14 protein-coding genes are annotated in these 19,032 nt (G+C 52.5%); 7 read left to right on the top strand and 7 right to left on the bottom strand.

Going from position 1 to position 19,032, the window contains the following annotated elements; translation table 11 throughout:
* Positions 1 to 96: 96 nt before the first annotated feature.
* The 4 genes from F0P93_RS01760 to F0P93_RS01745 form a co-directional block, all read right to left on the bottom strand.
* On the bottom strand, positions 97 to 834 hold the full coding sequence (locus F0P93_RS01760) for an IclR family transcriptional regulator (RefSeq protein ID WP_150874658.1): 738 nt from the start codon (positions 832 to 834) through the stop codon (positions 97 to 99).
* A gap of 163 nt (positions 835 to 997) precedes the next feature.
* Positions 998 to 3,805, bottom strand: coding sequence for a M14 family metallopeptidase (locus F0P93_RS01755; RefSeq protein ID WP_150874657.1), 2,808 nt, complete (start codon positions 3,803 to 3,805; stop codon positions 998 to 1,000).
* A gap of 159 nt (positions 3,806 to 3,964) precedes the next feature.
* Positions 3,965 to 4,786, bottom strand: coding sequence for an acetolactate decarboxylase (gene budA / locus F0P93_RS01750; protein WP_150874656.1), 822 nt, complete (start codon positions 4,784 to 4,786; stop codon positions 3,965 to 3,967).
* Between the two features lie 257 nt (positions 4,787 to 5,043).
* A complete protein-coding gene (locus tag F0P93_RS01745) occupies positions 5,044 to 5,439 on the bottom strand; it encodes a Dabb family protein (protein WP_150874655.1) in 396 nt (131 codons plus the stop codon).
* A gap of 290 nt (positions 5,440 to 5,729) precedes the next feature.
* Here F0P93_RS01745 and F0P93_RS01740 point away from each other — a divergent pair, with 290 nt between their 5' ends.
* Positions 5,730 to 7,052, top strand: coding sequence for a DEAD/DEAH box helicase (locus F0P93_RS01740; protein ID WP_225309331.1), 1,323 nt, complete (start codon positions 5,730 to 5,732; stop codon positions 7,050 to 7,052).
* A gap of 77 nt (positions 7,053 to 7,129) precedes the next feature.
* Here F0P93_RS01740 and F0P93_RS01735 read toward each other — a convergent pair whose 3' ends face one another.
* On the bottom strand, positions 7,130 to 8,695 hold the full coding sequence (locus F0P93_RS01735; RefSeq protein ID WP_150874654.1) for a serine hydrolase: 1,566 nt from the start codon (positions 8,693 to 8,695) through the stop codon (positions 7,130 to 7,132).
* A 213-nt stretch (positions 8,696 to 8,908) separates the two neighbouring features.
* Here F0P93_RS01735 and F0P93_RS01730 point away from each other — a divergent pair, with 213 nt between their 5' ends.
* On the top strand, positions 8,909 to 9,304 hold the full coding sequence (locus tag F0P93_RS01730; protein ID WP_150874653.1) for a T9SS type A sorting domain-containing protein: 396 nt from the start codon (positions 8,909 to 8,911) through the stop codon (positions 9,302 to 9,304).
* A gap of 76 nt (positions 9,305 to 9,380) precedes the next feature.
* Here F0P93_RS01730 and F0P93_RS01725 read toward each other — a convergent pair whose 3' ends face one another.
* Complete coding sequence (locus tag F0P93_RS01725) at positions 9,381 to 10,097, bottom strand: SDR family oxidoreductase (protein WP_150874652.1); 717 nt, start codon at positions 10,095 to 10,097, stop codon at positions 9,381 to 9,383.
* A 137-nt stretch (positions 10,098 to 10,234) separates the two neighbouring features.
* Between F0P93_RS01725 and F0P93_RS01720 the strand changes: the two genes are divergently transcribed.
* Positions 10,235 to 10,999 (top strand): cupin domain-containing protein, encoded by a 765-nt coding sequence (locus tag F0P93_RS01720; RefSeq protein WP_150874651.1) that lies wholly within the window; start codon positions 10,235 to 10,237, stop codon positions 10,997 to 10,999.
* A 225-nt stretch (positions 11,000 to 11,224) separates the two neighbouring features.
* On the opposite strand, the gene pdxR is transcribed toward F0P93_RS01720, so the two are convergent.
* Positions 11,225 to 12,703 carry a MocR-like pyridoxine biosynthesis transcription factor PdxR gene (gene pdxR, locus F0P93_RS01715; protein ID WP_150874650.1) on the bottom strand — a complete coding sequence of 493 codons (1,479 nt, stop codon included), beginning with the start codon at positions 12,701 to 12,703 and terminating at the stop codon, positions 11,225 to 11,227.
* A gap of 186 nt (positions 12,704 to 12,889) precedes the next feature.
* On the opposite strand from pdxR, the gene F0P93_RS01710 reads away from it, so the two are divergent.
* The 4 genes from F0P93_RS01710 (at position 12,890) to F0P93_RS01695 (ending at position 19,028) form a co-directional block, all read left to right on the top strand.
* Positions 12,890 to 13,510, top strand: coding sequence for a pyridoxamine 5'-phosphate oxidase family protein (locus F0P93_RS01710; RefSeq protein WP_150874649.1), 621 nt, complete (start codon positions 12,890 to 12,892; stop codon positions 13,508 to 13,510).
* Positions 13,511 to 13,734: 224 nt separating this feature from the next.
* Positions 13,735 to 14,346 (top strand): RNA polymerase sigma factor, encoded by a 612-nt coding sequence (locus F0P93_RS01705; protein WP_114406695.1) that lies wholly within the window; start codon positions 13,735 to 13,737, stop codon positions 14,344 to 14,346.
* Between the two features lie 69 nt (positions 14,347 to 14,415).
* Positions 14,416 to 15,525, top strand: coding sequence for a FecR family protein (locus tag F0P93_RS01700; protein ID WP_150874648.1), 1,110 nt, complete (start codon positions 14,416 to 14,418; stop codon positions 15,523 to 15,525).
* Positions 15,526 to 15,632: 107 nt separating this feature from the next.
* On the top strand, positions 15,633 to 19,028 hold the full coding sequence (locus F0P93_RS01695; RefSeq protein ID WP_225309330.1) for a TonB-dependent receptor: 3,396 nt from the start codon (positions 15,633 to 15,635) through the stop codon (positions 19,026 to 19,028).
* The last annotated feature ends 4 nt before the right edge of the window (positions 19,029 to 19,032 follow it).

The following is a 19,032-nucleotide window of genomic DNA, read 5'->3' as shown; positions in this document are numbered from 1 at the left end:
GTTTTTTTATAAAAAATAGTGCTTTCAGTCGAGTGATGGATTTTACCGGGCACAAAAAAAGGGCCGAAGCCCCATTTTATGTTAACATAATTTGCTTTAAATCAATCGGTTATTGATTTTCTCAGCCGAAGTGCGAAGCGAGGTAATCAGTTGTCTTTTGTCCAGCGCCATATAACGGTATTCGGGCAGGTAAATGCTGAGACTTGCCACCACCAGGCCATTCTTGTAAATGGGCACTGCCAGCCCCATGACGTGCCGGTTGGCAATGGTTTGTAGGGCCAGTTCTTCCCGCTTAATAAGCGCCAGGGTCTCCAGCAGATTCGATTCGGTCTGAATTTCGGGCCAGGAGTCGCCGGATGGAAGACCATATTTTGCGATGAACCGTTGCTTCTTTTCGTCGGGAAGCATCGCGATCAAAAGCCGCCCGGATGCCGAATCGTACACCGGTTTGATGTCGGTCGTCCGCACCTGCAAATCCTGCTCGGCGAAGGTTCGATACAGCGCAATCCGCTGATTATCTTTAAGAACAGCCAGCAAACAGTTTTCATTGATGAGCAGCGTCAGGGCATCCATTTCTTCGCGGGCCGCTTCCAGCAAGTCTTTCTGGTACGACTTATTTCCCGTTAAGTAATACGATTTGGCCCCCAGAATATACCCTTTTTTGGTACCAATCTGCTCGACATACCCCCGGGTTACCAGCGTCTTGAGAATGTTGGCGCAGGTGCCGTGGTTGAGACGTAAGCCATCGGCTAGTTCGGTCAGGGATTTGGGTTTCTCCGGTTCGTTTGCAATTTGCTCCAGCAGGTCAAGAGCGCGGTTAATTACCTGGATCATTTTACATCAATTTTACAATGCAAAATAAATGCAAATTATAACAAACCAAAAATCATTCTTTCTAATCCTTATCAAGAGGTCCTTAAAACAAAACTGGCCAGGATTAGAACCGCTTTACGCAGCACCAATCCCGGCCAGTGGAATCATTCCGTACCGACCCCGGTTAGGGCATCGACGTCGAATACAATTGGTTAAACAGCAGCTTGAACGTTCCCTGCGCCTGCGCACGGAAGGTGATTTCCGGACCGAAGGCGTAGAGTTTGCCGGAACCTACAGGGGCCATGAAAGCCGCTACGCCGTCCTGCAAATAGGCTTGACCCCAGGCCCAGCCACTCCGCAGCGGTTTGTTGGTCGAGAACCACGCCAGCGGTTTTACGGTCCCTTTCGCCACAGCATCCGGGGAAATTTTGAAAACCGGGCTGGCATCGAAATACACATCGGTCTGCTTCGCCATGCCCCAGGTTGCCTGCTGGGTCGAGTCCAGATCGATCCGCAGGATGCTGCCGGGAATGTAATATTTTTCATTCGACAAAGGCCGTTCCTGACCGGCGCTGGTCATTTCGACCAGCGCATTTTTAACCGGCAAACCCAGGTGATAGGCGAGGTTCGTGCTGCTGCCGATGGTGACCACATTGCCACCCGCTTCCAGGAATTTCCGGAGTTCCGGAATCGACTTGTCGGCGGTAATCTTACCCAGCCACGGCCGGAACTCCGCGGGCACTTCCTCGACCTTCGGTTCCCGGCTGGCATAACCGCCATCACCCGATCCACCGCCCGTGCCCGAACCCACCGCCGGAATGGCCCGGGTTACGAACACGATCACATCGTATTTCTTCTTCAGATCACCCGCGTCGATGTCCTGCGAATACACCACCTGCATCGGAAAATGGTATTGTTCCATGATCCAGCGCACCCAGCCCGACGGCATCGATCCGCCGTAAGCATCCCAGAGGGCAATCCGCATGGGTGCAACCTTGACCATCGCACCCGTCGGCCGTTTGGCCACACCCGCTACGTCCAGCCCCAGTTCTTTGGCGGATTTATCCAGTATTGCCTTCGCTTTGGCCGATGCCGGGACAAAGAATGTGCCCGCGCCGAACGACGATTTTCCGCTAAAACCGGTTGGTAAACGAAACACCTCGACACCCGATTTCAGCAAATCATTGACTGCAATGAAGGTGTTATTGGCCTGCGCACTTAGTGTGTAGCCAGCCGCAGCCGTCGCATCGATTTTTCCTTTCGTCGACTGCAATTCGCCATACGGCAGTTTTTTAAACGGCCCATCGAAACCCTCCAGAATCCGGTCCACTTTGACACCCATCTGGAACGCCAAAGTCCATCCGGCGGCATCATACGGACGCACCGGCGGGCCACCGGGATACTGAAAATCGTTCGGGTGATCCTGCGGTTCGAACATGTCCAGCACGTGGGGCCGGAATGCCTGATCGGTTTTTACGACGTACGAACCCGCCGGGTATTTCTTGCCTGCCACCGTAAAATCAGCCGTGGCTTCCTGAATCTGGATGCCGGTTTTGATGAGCGCATTGACAAACTTAACCGCCGTTCCGAAATCCGGTTGGTCGGCCGAAATGATAAACCCGCGCGGGTCCCGCAGGGCCGGATCTTTCAAAACCGCATCGAAATATTTCACCGGAATTCCACCGCCACGGGGTAGCAAACCGTATTGGTCGGGCGTTGTGGCACCGGCGGCTCCCGGCGCGGCTTTTTTCAGATCCGCCTGGTGCAACTGGTTGATCGCATCGACGCGTTTTGGCGAAAGCGTCCAGTAATCGGTGCTGCCGTGCTCGATGGCGTTTTTGCCCATCTTATAAATGTTGTACAGCAACTGATCGCCATGACGGGCCGCGTAATCCAGCGTGGCGTAATTGAGCGAAATTGAATAATCGATCGATTGCTTGAAATGCCATTTCTGGGGTGTCACCGGAAACGGCGTATTGCCGTTAGGAATCAGCCGGTTAGGAACGAGCGGCACATCTTCCGGCGTCGGATTCCCGATGATCTCCGTCAGCAAACCGATCATGTTGTGGAAGTGCGTCGTGGTGCGCAACCCGCCGTTGTACCAGGTCGAGAAAACCGAACCGCCCAGTCGTGTAAAACCGGGTTTGTTTTCGGAATTCAGCCGGTTGATCATCGCGGCTCCGAGCGCATCGATTCCGGTGATCATCAGCGGCTCAAACACGTAATTGAACGGATCGCGATACGGCGGTCCCGCAAGCACCGAACCCGCCGGGCCGCGCTGGTGGTGGTTGTACATGATCTGCGGCAGCCATTCGATAAACAACTGACGGCCAATATTTTGCGACTCTTTCATGTTCATGATGAAAAAGTCGCGGTTGTTGTCGTGTCCCGCGTATTTCTGATACAGACGCGGCACATTTTCCAACAGACGCTTTTCCGGTTTGGGTTCGCGCATGTACCAGCTACTCACCAGTTCCTGTCCGTCGGGGTTGGCGTGGGTGAGCAGAATTACCACGTTATCCAGAATCCGCAGCGTTTCCGGGTCTTTGCGGCTCACCAGTTGCCAGGCGGTTTCGATCAGTTGCATGGTGCCGACTGTTTCGGTCGCGTGCAGTCCGCCGTCGATCCAGACCACGGCTTTTCCTTCGGCCGCCATCGCCCGGGCCTGCTCATCGCTGATGCCTTCGGCGCGGGCCAGTTTCGTGGAAATTTCCTTGTACCGGTCGAGCTTTTTGAGGTTTTCAGGCGACGACACGATGATCATATACTGGTGACGGCCCTCTTCCGTCATGCCAATATCGACCAGTTTGGTGCGGTCCGAAGCCGCGAGTTTTTTGAAGTAGGATTCGGTTTGAGTGTAGGTGGCGAGTTGGTAGTCGTCACCGATGTTGAAACCGAAATGTTCTTTGGGTGAAGGAATTGTCTGAGCCTGAGCAGCCGTCAGATTCAAAACCAGCAAGAAGAATAAACCGTGTAAAAAATGTCTTCTCATAGGAAATCGGATTAGTTCGTTGGTAAGACGAAATAAGCTAATTTTCTGATTCTATAAATCAGTTACAAAATATAATTTTATCATTTATAATGATTGCCATATATTTTATGGAGAATTACAGAAAACAAAGCTGTTGCGTAGCTCTAAACGACAAACCAGCTACTCAATCTTCTTTAGCTCTTCCTGCCGGTCTTTGTCCAGACTGACTTTGTCGAAGTCGGCGTTGGTGTTCAGTTCCACGCTGTATCCCTGAATCTTGTCAATCTCAACGGTGAGGTTGTTCGTCGTAAAATCGAAGATATGCCCACCGGCTTTGTGGTCGTCTGTCAGGTAGTGAAAGTGAAAGCCGGGGACGTTGACCTTCGCCAGATAGCCCGGCAACAGAAAGCCGATCACCACACCCCGCGTGTTGGTGAGGTTGAAAAGGTATTGTTCTTTGGCGAGGTGGTCTTTCAGCGACGGATACGGTTTTTTGGCGGCACCGGGGGCGCGGGCCGTCAGTTTCGGAAAGTCGCCTTTCATCCGGATGGCATATAGCTCGTTGGCGGGCAAAGCCGCCATCAGGTCTTTTTCAAGCTGGTCGAGCGTGATTGCCCCCTTGATGGTAAAGGTAGAATCCGCTTTGAAAAACTTCACAAACGCAATCGATGTGCTGTCGGTGTCCGGCATCTCGTGAATGCTGCCGTCGGCACTTACTTTGTACACCGTACCCTGGTCCATAATCAGTTCGCCGTCCACGCGGTTGAAGGTTCCGATGCCAAAATCACCTTTGGTTTTTAGCTGCCCCAGCGTCAGATTGCCGTCGAAGACCCCGGCGAGCAAAGCATCGATGATGGAATACTGGTACATGAAGTCATTGGTCGGGACGGTGTTGGCGGTTTCGGCGGGTTGTTGTTGGGTGCAGCCCTGCATTAAAAAAAATCCACCCAGCAGAATGGTCAGAACGTTGTTTTTAGCCGCAGCCGTTGAGTAAGTAGTCATATGAGGGAGAAAGGGTTATGTTTTTTACCCCGTAGGAGTTCAACAGCGTAACGTCGGAAGTAGCCAAAATCAGGATCAATTCGCTCAGAGTGCCTTTAGGTAGGCAACTAACGGTGGTGAATGCGTACCTAAAGGCACGCCGTGAGCTTGAAACAAACACCTCCGCGACTACCGACGCGTTGCTGTGATGTCCCGATGGGACAACCGTTCGTAAAAATCAATCCGGAACTTGACTTCTTTGAACCTTGACAGGGTTCTTACCGCTTCGGGCCGACGGAATCATAGACGATTACTTTTTCCCACAGGGCCGAATACTCCTCCACGAATTTCAGGTGGATGGGATTCGTCTGGTAAATCTCTTCATCCATCAGGTTATCAAAAAAGCACAGCCACGACACCGCATACGATCGTTCGATCACGGAGCGGGTGGTGGGTGCGGGCGTACCGATGTGTACCAACTTGATCGTCGGGACTTTAGCCAGTTTATTCAGCCCTTCGATCAACTTGGCTTTATCGGCCTCGCTGCCCGGGTTTTTCAGGTAAAAATAAACGTGATGGACAAACAGTTCTTTCGGTGCGCTGCCTGACAAACCCAGACCAAGTCCGGCCCCAACACTGCTTTTGACAAAGGCTCTGCGTGATTGTTCTTTCATAAAAATTTGCTCAGATACTGAAGTTTGGTTGTGTTTTGCCCCTCAATTCCGAAGCGTCAGCCCGGCCTAAAGGGGACTTTGACGCAGCTTAAGTTGTTAAAAGCCCGGCTGCGGCCGACCGTCCTCCAGGGGATTTAGGGGTTATAAGACAAAAATGATCAAGATTCTCCGAATTACTGCCGGGGATAGTCGATTTCTGAAAAATACTTTCCCCGACTGAAAACCGCCCCAAACCCCAGCTTATTCCGGACAGATCGTCGGGGTCGGTTAAAATCCGTTACTTTTGCAGGATGGAAACCAATCTAGACCTTGCTCCCCTGCTTTCGAACCTGGGAATTGAAACCTTCAACCCCATGCAGCGGGAAGCCCGGGAAGCCGTTGTGGCCGAGAAAGCGGTATTGTTGCTGGCTCCGACCGGTTCCGGGAAAACCCTCGCTTTTTTGTTACCGATTCTGCAACTTCTCAAACCGGAGCAAAAAACAGTCCAATGTCTGATTCTGGCGCCTTCGCGCGAACTGGCGTTGCAGATTGAGCAGGTCTGGAAAAAAATGGGGACGGGTTTTAAGGTCAACGTCTGCTACGGCGGGCATCCAATGGCAACCGAAATTCAGAATCTGAGTACGCCACCGGCGGTTTTAATCGGAACGCCGGGCCGCATTGCCGACCACATCGACCGCAAAACGGTCGACCTCGACGGCATTCATACGCTGGTGCTGGATGAGTTTGACAAATCACTGGAACTCGGTTTTCACGACCAGATGTCGTACATCATCGGCGGTTTGCGGAATCTTCAAAAACGCGTGCTGGTTTCGGCCACGTCAGGCATATCCATTCCGGAGTTTACGGGCGTGCGTTCGCCTGTCAAACTCGATTTTATTCCCGACGATGACCGCGACAAAAGCCTGACGACGAAAATTGTTATTTCGGAAGAAAAAGACAAAGTCGATACGCTGTTTCGCTTGCTCTGCGCGCTGGATTCGGAAGCGGCTCTGATCTTTTGTAACCACCGCGATGCTGCCGAACGAACCAGCGCCATCCTGAATGAAATGGGCATTGTTTCGACCTTCTACCACGGCGGCATGGAACAGGACGACCGCGAACGCGCCCTGATTCAGTTTCGAAATGGCAGTGTCAGTTATCTCATTACGACCGATTTGGCCGCCCGGGGGCTGGACATTCCCGAGATGAAATACGTCATCCATTACCACCTACCGCTGCACGAACACGAGTTTCTGCACCGCAACGGCCGGACAGCCCGGATGCACGCTTCCGGAACCGCCTATATTCTGCTGCACCGCAACGAAGAACGACCCCGCTATCTGCCCGAATCACTCGATGAGTTTGTTATTCCAGCTAATCAGCCTTTGCCCAATCCACCCCAATTCCAGACAATTTACGTCAGTGGCGGCAAGAAAAACAAACTTAACAAAATCGACATTGTCGGTTTTTTTTCCCAAAAAGGCGGGCTCGAAAAAGGCGATCTGGGCCTGATAGAAGTGAAAGACTTCATCTCCTTCGCAGCCGTCCGCAAATCCAAAGTCAAGGAGCTGCTGGCGAAGATCAAGGACGAAAAGATGAAAGGTAAAAAGTATAAAATTGAAGTGGCGCGATAGCATTGACTGAGACAAGAGAGTAGAGACAAGAGAGTAAAGACCGTCTCTATTCTCTGGTCTCACTTCTCTTGTCTTTACTACTTTTTCGTAAAATCCAGGTCGTGGAAGTCGTAGCTAAAATCCGTTAAGGGCGAAATGGCCTTCATTTTCATCGAAACGGGCTTTCCTTCGTAATCCAGCCCAAACATCACAAACGCATCCGCTTCCAGACTCCGGTCGTTCCATTTGACCACGAAGGTGTTGCCTTTGTAATGAAACAGCTCGCCGGTTAAGCGCGGAGAACGCTTTGAGACAAACAGGAGTTTCAGGTTATCCGGCACAATGGAAACGTCACCCAGCCACTTGTCGTGGTAGGTGCCGGTGTAAAAATGAATCGGCGGTTTTGCCGCGGTACTCTCCTTTTCAGCCGCAACGGTTTTCCAAACCTCGTCGGTTACTTTGTCGGCACTGGCGGTATTTTCGCGGAGCCGGTCGCTGTATTCTTTCACCCGGTCGGTGCCGGTGATTCCGAAATAACTGTCGAGAATCTGGTTGGTGATGGCCGTGAAAGCTGCTCCGGATTGCTGGTTGGTCAGCACGATAATGCCCAGTTTCATTTCCGGCACCAGCATCACCTGCGTCACCATACCGGGCAAGCCGCCGGTGTGCGAAATCTGTTTGTAGCCCTTGGCATCATTCAGTCGCCAGCCCAAACCGTAGGAACTGAAATGGGTGTTGTAAGGTCCGGGATTGCGCACCGGAATAATGGTTTGGGGCGACCACATGTCATCCTGCACTTTCGTACTGAACAGGGTTTTGCTCAACCCGTCGCCGTATTTTCCCCCATTGAGTTGCATGATCACCCATTTGCTCAGGTCGTTGATGCTGCTGTTGATGCCACCCGCCGAATTCCCGACGTCCAGCCGACCGCGCCTGACCGTCCGCAATTTGCCCTCAATGACAGCGTGGGCATCGATGACGTTCGATTTATTTTTGAGCCGGGAAAATGACGCTGCGCTGTTCTCCATCTGGAGCGGTTTCATAATCCGGGTTTCCACGAACTCTTCCCAACTCTGGCCCGATGCCCGTTTTACCACCTCACCCGCGACCATATACAACAAATTGTCGTAATCGTATTTGGTGCGAAAACCGGACGTCTGTTTCAGATACCGCAGGTTATGAATGACATCTTTCAACTGAAAATCACTCGAATCAGGAAAGAACATCAAATCTCCGGCGCCGAGACCGAGGCCGCTGCGGTGGGTCAGCAAATCACGAATCGTAAAATCTTCGGTGACGTACGCATTGTACAGCCGAAACTCCGGAATGTAGTCGATCACCTTATCATCCCAGCTCAGTTTGCCCTCATCGACCAGGATGCCGAGCGTGGCCGCCGTAAATGCCTTGCTGTTCGAGGCAATGCCGAATAACGTATTGACGTCCACTTTCTGCGCCGAATGCATCGACCGAACACCGTAGCCTTTTGAATGAATCACTTTCCCGTCTTTGATAAGGGCGACCGCAATTCCCGGCACCTCGAAGGTTTTCAATGTTTTTTCAACCAGTTGATCGATTTGGGGCGACGTGATAACCTGCGCAAAAGCCGGTTTTAAACTCAGGAAACTGACCAATAGAAGGCCAACGAAGTGTATGGATGCTCTCATAAGGGGATTTTGATGGGTTTTTAAAGATACACAGTTCGCGCCGATTAATTATTCATCCATCCAGCAAACCATTCATCGATCCGTTTAACCGCCGGAGTACTATGCATAGCAAGGTAGCGCATTTCGCCGTTGTTTTGACCCATCGAAACGGCGAATCACAAGTAGCCGCAGAAAACAACAGATACGAAACACAACACAAAAACAACAAATACCATGAAATCACTCATCGCTTCCGCCTTCCTCGCTTTAACCATTGCCACGACCTCATCCAGCTTTGCGGCTGATCACAAAGAAACCGCCGGTACCCAATCTACGTACCAATCGGTCGTTTATCCGGTGATCAACACGTCGAAAATTCGGGTGAATGTTAACAAGGACAAAAATGCCAAAATCAATGTCACGCTGAAAAATGAATCCGGCGAGATCCTGGCTTCCGAAAAACTGGGAAAAGGACACGAGTCATCGGCGATTCGTTTTGACCTGAACCAACTGCAGGACGGTATTTATCAGGTTGAAATTTCGGACGGCAACACCAAACAGGTGAAAGAAGTAAAGTTGCAGACCTCATCGCCAACGGTGACTACGGAACGTCACATCGCCATGAACTAAGACCCGAAATCTGCGGGTGGTAAACGAAAGAAGCCGACTGAAAAGCCGGCTTCTTTCGTTTTTAAAAGTTCTTCTCTCATTTGCCACCGGGCCGGGAAGGACGCACCTCGATCTTGCTGGGGAGTGTCCGGGCGGGCATCCGGATCAGGTCGGCAACAATCTGGCCGATGTCTTCGGGCTGTATTTTCCAGGCGTCTTTTTCACTCGGCTCGTGGTTGTTGAAATACGACGCCACCGAACCGGGCATGATGGTCGTCACCTTGATGCCTTCGCTGCGAAGGTCGAGCATCAGCGCCTGGGAAAAACCGACCATCCCGAATTTGCTGGCGTTGTAGGCCGTGCCATTTTCGAAGAAGTTGGTTCCGGCCAGGCTTGAAATCGTGATAAAATAACCTTCCTTTTTTTTCAACTCGTCCAGGGTTGCCTTGATGGAATTGAAAACGCCGGTCAGGTTGATGTCGATGGTTTCCTGCCATTGGTCGGAGGTCAGTTCCTGAATCGGCGCAAAGTGACCCACCCCCGCGTTGGCGATCACGTAATCCAGCCGCCCCCACTGCTGGATGATGGCATCGACGGCGCGTTGCTGCGACACCAGATCGCGGACGTCGGCGGCAATGCCCAGTGCAAAACCGTCTTTGATTTTGTTGAGTGAAGCGGCTGCTTCCTCGGCTGCTTCCTGCGAGCGGCTGGTGATGGCCACCCGGATGCCTTCTTTGATCAACACTTCGGCAATGCCGTATCCAATGCCTTTCGATCCGCCGGTAACGAGGGCGGTTTTGATGATTTCTGCCATACTGCTAAAAATAAAATTGAGTCGTTGACGCTTCGTGAAGCTGATGAGATAACCGTGAGTTTTACGGGAAAGTTTGGTTCATCTCAGTAACCGGTATCAGGATATTGCTTTTGAAGGAGTGATCTAAACCGTATTCCATGAAATTCCTTTTCCTTTTAAGCGCACTTTTAGTTATTAACCACACCGCCTTCTCCCAAACCATTCTTTCCAAAGTCTATTCCTGGGATAAAGCGCCAGTGGTCAAAAAAGACGGCGTGATCGATCGGACGATTGTGGAAGGCACCACGCGGGATTTCAATGGTTTTTCCGTCCACGGCATCACGCTTCCTCCCAACCGAGCCCCGCAACCCGCCCAAACGCTGGACGACGAGATTCTGATTATCGTCAAAACCGGGGAACTGACGGTTTCGCTCGGGAGCCGGATCAAAACCCTGGGCCCCGGCAGCGTGGTTCTGATCATGCCCGGCGATGCCCACCGGCTTGAAAACAAAAGTGCCGCGCCCCTTACGTATCACCTCATGCGGTATACCTCGAAAGAAGTGCCGGATCTGGATTTAGAGCAAATGAAAGGGCAATCGTTCTGGGTCGACTGGAAGGATGTGGCGTATCAACCCAACGCTAAAGGCGGTCGGCGCAACATCTTCGACCGCGCAACCGTCATGTGCAAACGGTTTGAAATGCACGTTACGACACTCAATGAAGGCTTATGGAGTCATCCGCCCCACACCCACCGGGCCGCCGAAATCCTGCTCCTGATTGAAAACACCGCCCAGGAAAGCATTGATGGCGTGATGCAACCGGCGAAAGTCGGCGATATCATTTTCCTGGAATCCAACGTTCCCCACGGTATTCTGAATACCACCAACGGTTCGTGTTCTTATTTCGCGTTTCAGTTTGAGTAGTGGTCAAATTGACGGTTACTATCAAAAATCCCTTCACGATTTTCAATATGCCCCATGAGGGGCAAAACAGCGCAGCGTCGGTAGAAACGCTCCTCCCGTTGCCATGAGGTACGCAACTGTCAGATTTCTGTGACTGGTAGCGTACCTGACGACACGCCGTGGTGCGGAATGCTTGTTTGGCTACCGACACTGCGCTGTTTAATCACTACGGGACGACTAACGCTCTTAATTGAATAAACCCTTCACCACCTTCTGCAAAATCCCCACACTTTGTTCCAACTCGGTTTCGGTGCTGGACGCAAACCCCAACCGGGTGCTATTCAGCACTTTTCCGGGCGGGTTGTGCGCCAATCCATCCGAAAAAGTCAACCCTTCCGCCTTGGCTTTTTGAGCAAGTTGGGCAAGATCGACGGGTGGATCGAACGTCGCCCAAACCGCCAGACCGCCCTCCGGTTTAACAAATTGCACCTGATCCGGTAAGGCACTGGTTAGCAGCGAACAAAATTGATTGCAGCGTGACAGATAAGTCTGGTGGGCCTTTTTTAAATGCCGTCGCATATCGCCGTTTCGGAACAATTGCCCAATCGCAAATTCCAGCATCGCGTCGCCCTGCCGGTCGATGATGCGTCGCAAACGGGCCAGTTCATCGATGACGGTTTCGGACGCGACAACGTAGCCCATCCGAAAAGCCGGGGCCACCGATTTCGACAGTGAACCAATGTACACCACCATGCCATTTGGGTCGGCACTGGCGAGCGGCAAAATTGGTCGGCGGTGGTAGTGGAACTCATAATCGTAATCATCTTCCAAAATCACAAAACCGTGTTGCTGACTCAGTTGCAACAGCCGAAGCCGCCGATTGGGCGGCAACGTGACCGTGGTCGGATAATGGTGGTGGGGCGTCACATAGACCAGCCGAACCGGACGACGCTGGCATAGCTCCGCCAGCGCTTCTACATCCAGACCGTGTTGATCGACGGGAACGGTCAGCAATTCGGCCCCGGCCTGCTGAAAATTCATGTTGGCCCCCGACCAGTTGGTTTCGCCCACCACCGCCGTTTGTCCCGGTTTCAGCAGCAACGTACTGGCCAGGTGAATGCCCATCATGCTGCCACGCGAAATCAGGATGTTGTCGGCGGTTGTTCGCAACGCCCGGGTTTCGTTCAGGAAAACCGATAATTCTTCGCGCAGAAGCCGGTTGCCTTTTGGATCGCCGTACCCAAAATGCTGTTGCGGATTTCCCCAGCGAAAATAGCTCCGGTACGCGCGGGACAGTTCCTCCATCGGGGCCAGACGGATGTCCGGAAAACCGTCGTCCAGCCGAAGCCCTTCGCCCATCAAGAGCAACGGACGGACCAGGTGCGGTTGGGTGTCGAATTGAAAGCCCGGTTTGCGATTAGTCTGTTGCCCATCAACCTCACTGACAAGGGATTGTGGCCGAACCAGTGGTAACGGATCGGCCACAAAGGTGCCACTGCCCGCCCGCGATTCGAGCCAGCCTTCCGCCAGCAATTCGTCATAGGCAGCAACGATCGTTTTGCGGTGAAACTGAAGCAGTTCGGCCAACTGCCGCGTTCCCGGCAACTTCTGGCCGGTTTTAAGAACGCCATCGCCGATCAGCCGCCGGAGTTGTTCAGCCAATTGGAGGTAGACCGAGGCTTCGGTGGATTTGTCAATCGTGATTAATGTTTTGAAAGGCAACATACCGGACTACTTATTTTTGAAAAACCGGACGACATAGATAGTCCGGTAAAGGTGCAAATTTGCAGGACAACTCACAATTTTAAATCGTTTACGGTTTTCAGTATTTGGTTTACGGTGGCTGGCGCGCTCTTATCATGCGCCAGCCACCGTAAACCAAATACTGAAAACCGTAAACCAACTTAACACATGCAAACCCCGCGTACAACACCCAGTCGCTCAGCGAAACAGGCTCATTATGAAGCCGAAACGATTTATGCCATTCTCGATGAAGCCCTCTATTGCACTATCAGTTATGCCATCGATGGACAGCCGGGATCGATTCCAACGGCTTACGCCCGGGTGGGCGACCGTCTGCTGATTCACGGATCGGTGGGCAGTCATTTTATTCGGGAAGTCGAAAAAGGCATTCCGGTTTGCATTTCGGTGACGCTGCTCGACGGCCTGGTGCTGGCCAAATCGGGGTTCAGCCACTCGGTCAATTACCGCTCCGTCATCGTTTTTGCTACCGCCGAAAAAGTGGAAGACTATGCCCAAAAAGTAGAAGCGTTGGTGCTGATTACCAACAAATTGATTCCAGATCGGTGGGATGATTTACGGAAAGAAACGGAAAGCGAAATCCGAAAAACAACGGTTTTGTCGTTTTCGCTGGACGAAGCTTCCGCCAAAATCCGGACGGGTGGCCCCAAGGATGAGCCGGAAGATCGGGAGCTCCCAATCTGGTCGGGCGTCATTCCACTGGAAACCGTCAGACGGCCTCCCATCCCCGATGAATCAAGCCTGACGTTACCCCTGCCTCCCTACCTCTAAACAAACCAAAAAGTCCGAAGGACGCAACGTTGGATAACCCCGGATGCAATCCGGGGACTGGACTGACTGACTGACTGACTGACTGGACTGACTGACAGACTGACGGGTCTGGCCTGACCCTAGACTGGACACCAATACGAATGAACATTGTTTTTTTAAGAGTAGGAATTTTACATTCTCACGTTTAACAGGAGTCCGGAAGCTATCGTCCGGGCTCCTGTTGTATGAAGACCAGTGGAAATGCGTCGGCCGGAATGGACTTGCTGTTTTGGGAGCAGCTCAAGACCGGGAACGAAACCGGTTTGCGGAAATTGATCGAGAAGTATTTCAACGCTTTGCAGAACTACGGATACAAATTTCTGCGGGATGAAGACTTCGTCAAGGACTGTGTTCAGGAGGTGTTCATCGAAATCTGGAACCGGCGTGAACGCGTGGCGGTCCCCGACAGCGTCCGGGCCTACCTGCTCAGTTCCGTCCGCAAGCGGGTGTTGCGCGAAGGTTACCGGCAGCGCATCAACCGGGACGATGAGCCGACTGACCTCGAAAATGACCTGAATTTCGTGGAATTTTCGCCGGAATGGTCGGTTATCGAACAGGAAAGTCTGGCCGAAACCACCAAACGGATTGCCGATTCGCTGAATCAACTGCCCAAACGGCAGCGTGAAGTGATTTACCTCCGCTATTACCAAAACCTCGAACGCGACGAAATTGCCGAAATTATGGGCGTCAACCCGCAGTCGGTTTCCAATCTGTTGCAGGCCGCCTTCAAAACCTTCCGCGACAACTGGGTCGGTTTTATCCTTTTTATCGACCTGATCAAAACCAGCACTTTTTAAATAAACGGACATGGGCGGGTATCAAAACGAATCATCCGCCATCTGTTCATAGCATGAACGCTTACCACCATGAGGACTCCCGATTATCGAAACTACAGCGTTGACGATTTGACGCGGGACGAGTACTTCCGGCATTGGGTCATCGACCGCAACGCCCAAAGTGGCGCGTTCTGGTCGGAATGGCTGGCCGAAAATCCGGATTGCACCGACAAAGTGCAGGTAGCCCGGGCTTTTTTGCAGGCGCTGGAGGAGAAAAATACCGCCTTACAACCGGCCGAACTGGATCAGATTTTTAATAATATTATTCAATCCAATCAGCAGAACGTCGTTCCGTTGTGGCAAACTACGGTTTTTCGGGTGGCGGCTTCCCTCTTGCTTTTTATTGGTTTGGGTTATCTGGCGTTCACGTATACCGTCAAATCCGATGCGCGCCGACAGGCCGATACCCGTCTTTCGGCCCTTGAAAAACTGAGTCCTGCCCTGGCGAGCGATTACACCGAAACCGTCAACGAAAGTTCCGAACCCCGGACGTTTGTGCTCCACGACAGCAGCACAGTGGTTCTGTATCCCAAAGGAACGCTGCGGTATCCGAATCGTTTTTCGGCCACCAAACGGGAAGTTTACCTGAGCGGGCGGGCGTTTTTTTCTGTTAAGAAAAATCCAAAAATGCCCTTTTGGGTGTATACCGACCAGATTTCGACGCAGGTATTGGGAACCAGCTTTCTGATTACAACGGGTGAAACCAACGCCAAAGTAGAGGTTCGGTCGGGCCGGGTGTCGGTGTATATGCGGAAAGATGTGGAAAAAGAACAGCCCGCCCGCAAGAACGAGTCGGTCGGCATGGTGCTGACGCCCAACCAGCAGGTGGTGTTCTCGACGACCGAAAAACGGCTCGTGAAATCCGTCGTCGAACAACCGATTACGCTTCAGAAGGTCACAAAAGAGGCTTACATTTTTGAAGAAGCACCGGTTTCGGAGGTGATTTCGTTACTGGAAAAAACGTACGGACTGACGTTCATTTACGATGCGGCCAACCTGAAAGACTGCTATCTGACGGCCAATCTCGCCGGTGAATCGCTGTTTGAAAAACTGAATCTGATCTGCAAAATTACCCGCTCGTCCTACGAAATGGTGGATGGGCAGATCGTAATTCACAGCGAAGGGTGTGAAAATAACTAGTTATAATTGAACCGATTAGGCAATTCCAGTAAATTTTTTCTAAAAAAATTACTGGAAACCAGTATGCAACCACCGCTGTCGCTATCCATGAGCAAACCCCTTTTCTCATGGATAGACTTTATAAAAAGCCCCTTTCCTTCCGGACCCTCATGAAACTATCGGTTATTCAGCTTCTGATGACGATCCTGTTTGTGGGTGCGACGTATGCCCACGATGCCAACGGCCAGGAAGTGCTGGATCAACGCATCGCGGTGAAAGCCGAAACCACCAACCTGAAAAAAGCACTGACGTTTCTGGAGCGCAATGCCAATGTCCTTTTTATCTACAATCCGCGTGAAATTCAGGTCAACCAGAAGGTGACGCTGGAAAACCGGTTTGCGACCCTCAAGGAAACGCTCAATGATTTGCTGACTCCGCTTCACATTCGCTACGAAGTGAGCGGGAAGCAAATCGCACTTTTCAAAATGAACAACACCGGCAGCACGCTTCCAGCCAACACCCTGATTACCAGCGATATTCTAGCCGATCTGACCGTATCCGGTACGGTTTCGGACGAAAAAGGCGAAGGTTTGCCGGGTGTCAGCGTGCTGGTGAAAGGCACCACACGCGGCACAACGACCAACGGCGACGGGAAATACCAGATTGTGGTTCCCAGTGAATCGGCTGTTCTGGTTTTCAGCTTTGTCGGGTTTGTTTCGCAGGAAATGGCCGTGGAGAAACGCACCACCCTCAACATTTCCTTGAAAACCGATAACAAGAGCCTGGAGGAAGTCGTCGTCGTGGGCTACGGAACTGTTAAGAAATCGGATCTGACGGGTTCGGTTGCCAAAGTCGGCGAAGCCAACATCAAGGCCACGCCCATTCCGTCGCTCGACCGGGCCATGCAGGGCCGCGCTGCGGGGGTTCAGGTGGTGTCGAATTCGGCCCGGCCCGGCGGAAACTCCACCATCCGGATTCGGGGATCGGGTTCGGTCAATGCCGGCAATGATCCGCTCTACGTCATCGACGGTTTTCCAACTACTGGTCTGAACTCCATCAACACCGACGATATTGAGTCCATCGAAATCCTGAAAGATGCTTCGGCAACCGCCATTTACGGTTCCCGGGGTTCCAATGGGGTCGTTCTGGTTACGACCAAACGCGGCAAGGTCGGCAAGGCGGTAATTAGCTACGAAGGCTATTACGGCAACCAGTCCGTGCGCCGGAAGCTCCCGATGCTCAACGCCCGCCAGTTTGCCGAACTGGTCAACGACGCCCAGATCAACAACGGCGGCAAGGCCTATTTTGACGGCAGCACGGCGGATCGTCCGCTGGTTTCAACCCTGGGCGAAGGCACCGACTGGCAGAGCATCGTCATGCGCGATGCACCCATCCAGAACCACCAGCTTTCGGTTTCGGGAGGTGCCGAAAAATCCCGGTATGCGGTATCCTTCGGCTATTACGGCCAGGATGGCATTCTGCTGAAATCGGATTTCAAACGCTACACGCTGCGGGCCAACCTCGACAACGATCTGACCTCGCGCCTGAAAGTGGGTGTCACCATGCAGGGCGCCTATACGCTCACCAACAACCCACGCACCGAGACCGATGGCAACCTGGCCGTGAGCGGGATCATCAGTTCGGCCCTGAATTATTCCCCCACGTTTCCGGTGCGGAATGCGGACGGAAGTTATTACAAAAACCAGGGGGCGCTGAACGGTCTGGGTGCGGATAATCCGCTGGCCGTTGCCAATGAGTTTACGGACAAAACCGCCCTCATCCGCATCCTGGCCAATGCCTACGTCGACTACAAAATCATCGAAGGACTAACCTTCCGGACCAGTTTCGGAACGGATCTGCAAAGCTCGAAAAACAATTCGTACATCACCCGACTGGCGGTTCTGGGCGCGAGTGTGGGCGGTAGCGCGTCCGTATCCAATTCCCAAAGCGTCAACTGGTTGAACGAAAATATCCTGAATTACACCCGCCAACTCGCCCCCAAACACAACCTCAATGCGGTTTTGGGGTATACGATTCAGGGGCTGGCCGTCGAAAGTGTAGTGGCCAATGCCAACACGTTTTCCGATGACTTTGCTTCGTACAATAATCTGGCAGCCGGTTCGACGCTGGTGGCACCGCGATCCGGAAGCAGCGACTGGCGGCTGATTTCGTATCTGGCGCGGGTCAATTACGGCTTCGACGATCGCTTTCTGCTGACGCTGACCGGTCGCCGGGATGGGTCGTCGCGCTTTGGGCCGAACAACAAATTCGGGTTCTTCCCCTCCGGTGCCATCGCCTGGAAACTCGCCAACGAACCCTGGCTGAAAGACCTCACGTTTATTGCCGATGCCAAACTGCGGGCCAGCTACGGTCTGTCGGGGAATCAGGAAATCGGGAACTACCAGTACCTGGCCAACATCAGCTCGGCCCCGTACGTCATCGGCGGGGCGCTGAACGTCGGATCGGCCACGGCAGGCATTGGCAACCCCGATTTACGCTGGGAAAAAAACGCCCAATTTGACGTCGGTTTTGACGTCGGATTGCTCAGCAACCGCATCCAGGTATCGGCCGATTATTACATCAAAAAGACCTCTGATCTGCTCTTTAACGTGGGTGTACCGACTTCCTCCGGTTTTTCCACCACGCTGAAAAACCTGGGCAGTGTTCGCAACAAAGGGTTCGAATTTTCGATGAACACAATCAACGTAGACCAGGGCGGTTTTCGCTGGACATCGGAATTCAATATTTCTTTCAACCGGAACAAAATCCTGTTTCTGGATGGCCGGAAAGAATTCAGAACGGGCTCGGATGCCACCATTTCCAACACCACCCAAAATCCGATTTTGCTGCGGATCGACAGCCCGCTGGGCAATTTCTTCGGGCTGGTTACCGACGGCATTTTCCAGAATCAGGCAGAAGTGGATGGGTCGGCCCAGAAAACGGCCAAACCGGGTGATCTCCGGTATGTGGATCGGAACGGCGATGGCGTGATCAATGATTCGGACCGCGACATCATCGGCAACAGCAACCCGGATTTTTTCGGCGGGTTTAACAACACCTTTTCCTACAAAGGCTTTGACCTGAACATATTTGTGCAAGGCTCCTACGGCAACGAAATCCTGAATTTTGCCACCTTCGACCAGCTGAACCTGACGGGAGGCAACAACCAGTCGGCCCGCGCACTGGACCGCTGGACGCCCACCAATCCGAGCAACACCATTCCCCGCGCCAACGCCGGGGGCGGCTCCCGGCTGCTTTCGTCGCTGCACGTCGAAGACGGTTCGTATCTACGCTTTAAAAACATCTCGCTGGGGTATAACCTGCCCAAAAGCCTGATGAACCGCCTGTCGGTTGGCTCCGCCAAAGTGTATGTGACCGCCCAGAATTTCATTACCCTGACCTCGTATTCAGGCTATGATCCGGAAGTGAACCGCTACGGAAGTTCGTCACTGAGCCAGGGGTTGGATTACGGCGGCTACCCCTCTGCAAAAACCGTATTAGTAGGTCTGAACCTGAAATTTTAATGCA

Origin of the sequence: Larkinella humicola (genome assembly GCF_008727875.1) — a bacterium.
Classification (GTDB): domain Bacteria; phylum Bacteroidota; class Bacteroidia; order Cytophagales; family Spirosomataceae; genus Larkinella; species Larkinella humicola.
Note: the sequence above shows the minus strand (reverse complement) of the source record. Positions and strands in the feature narration are given on the sequence as shown.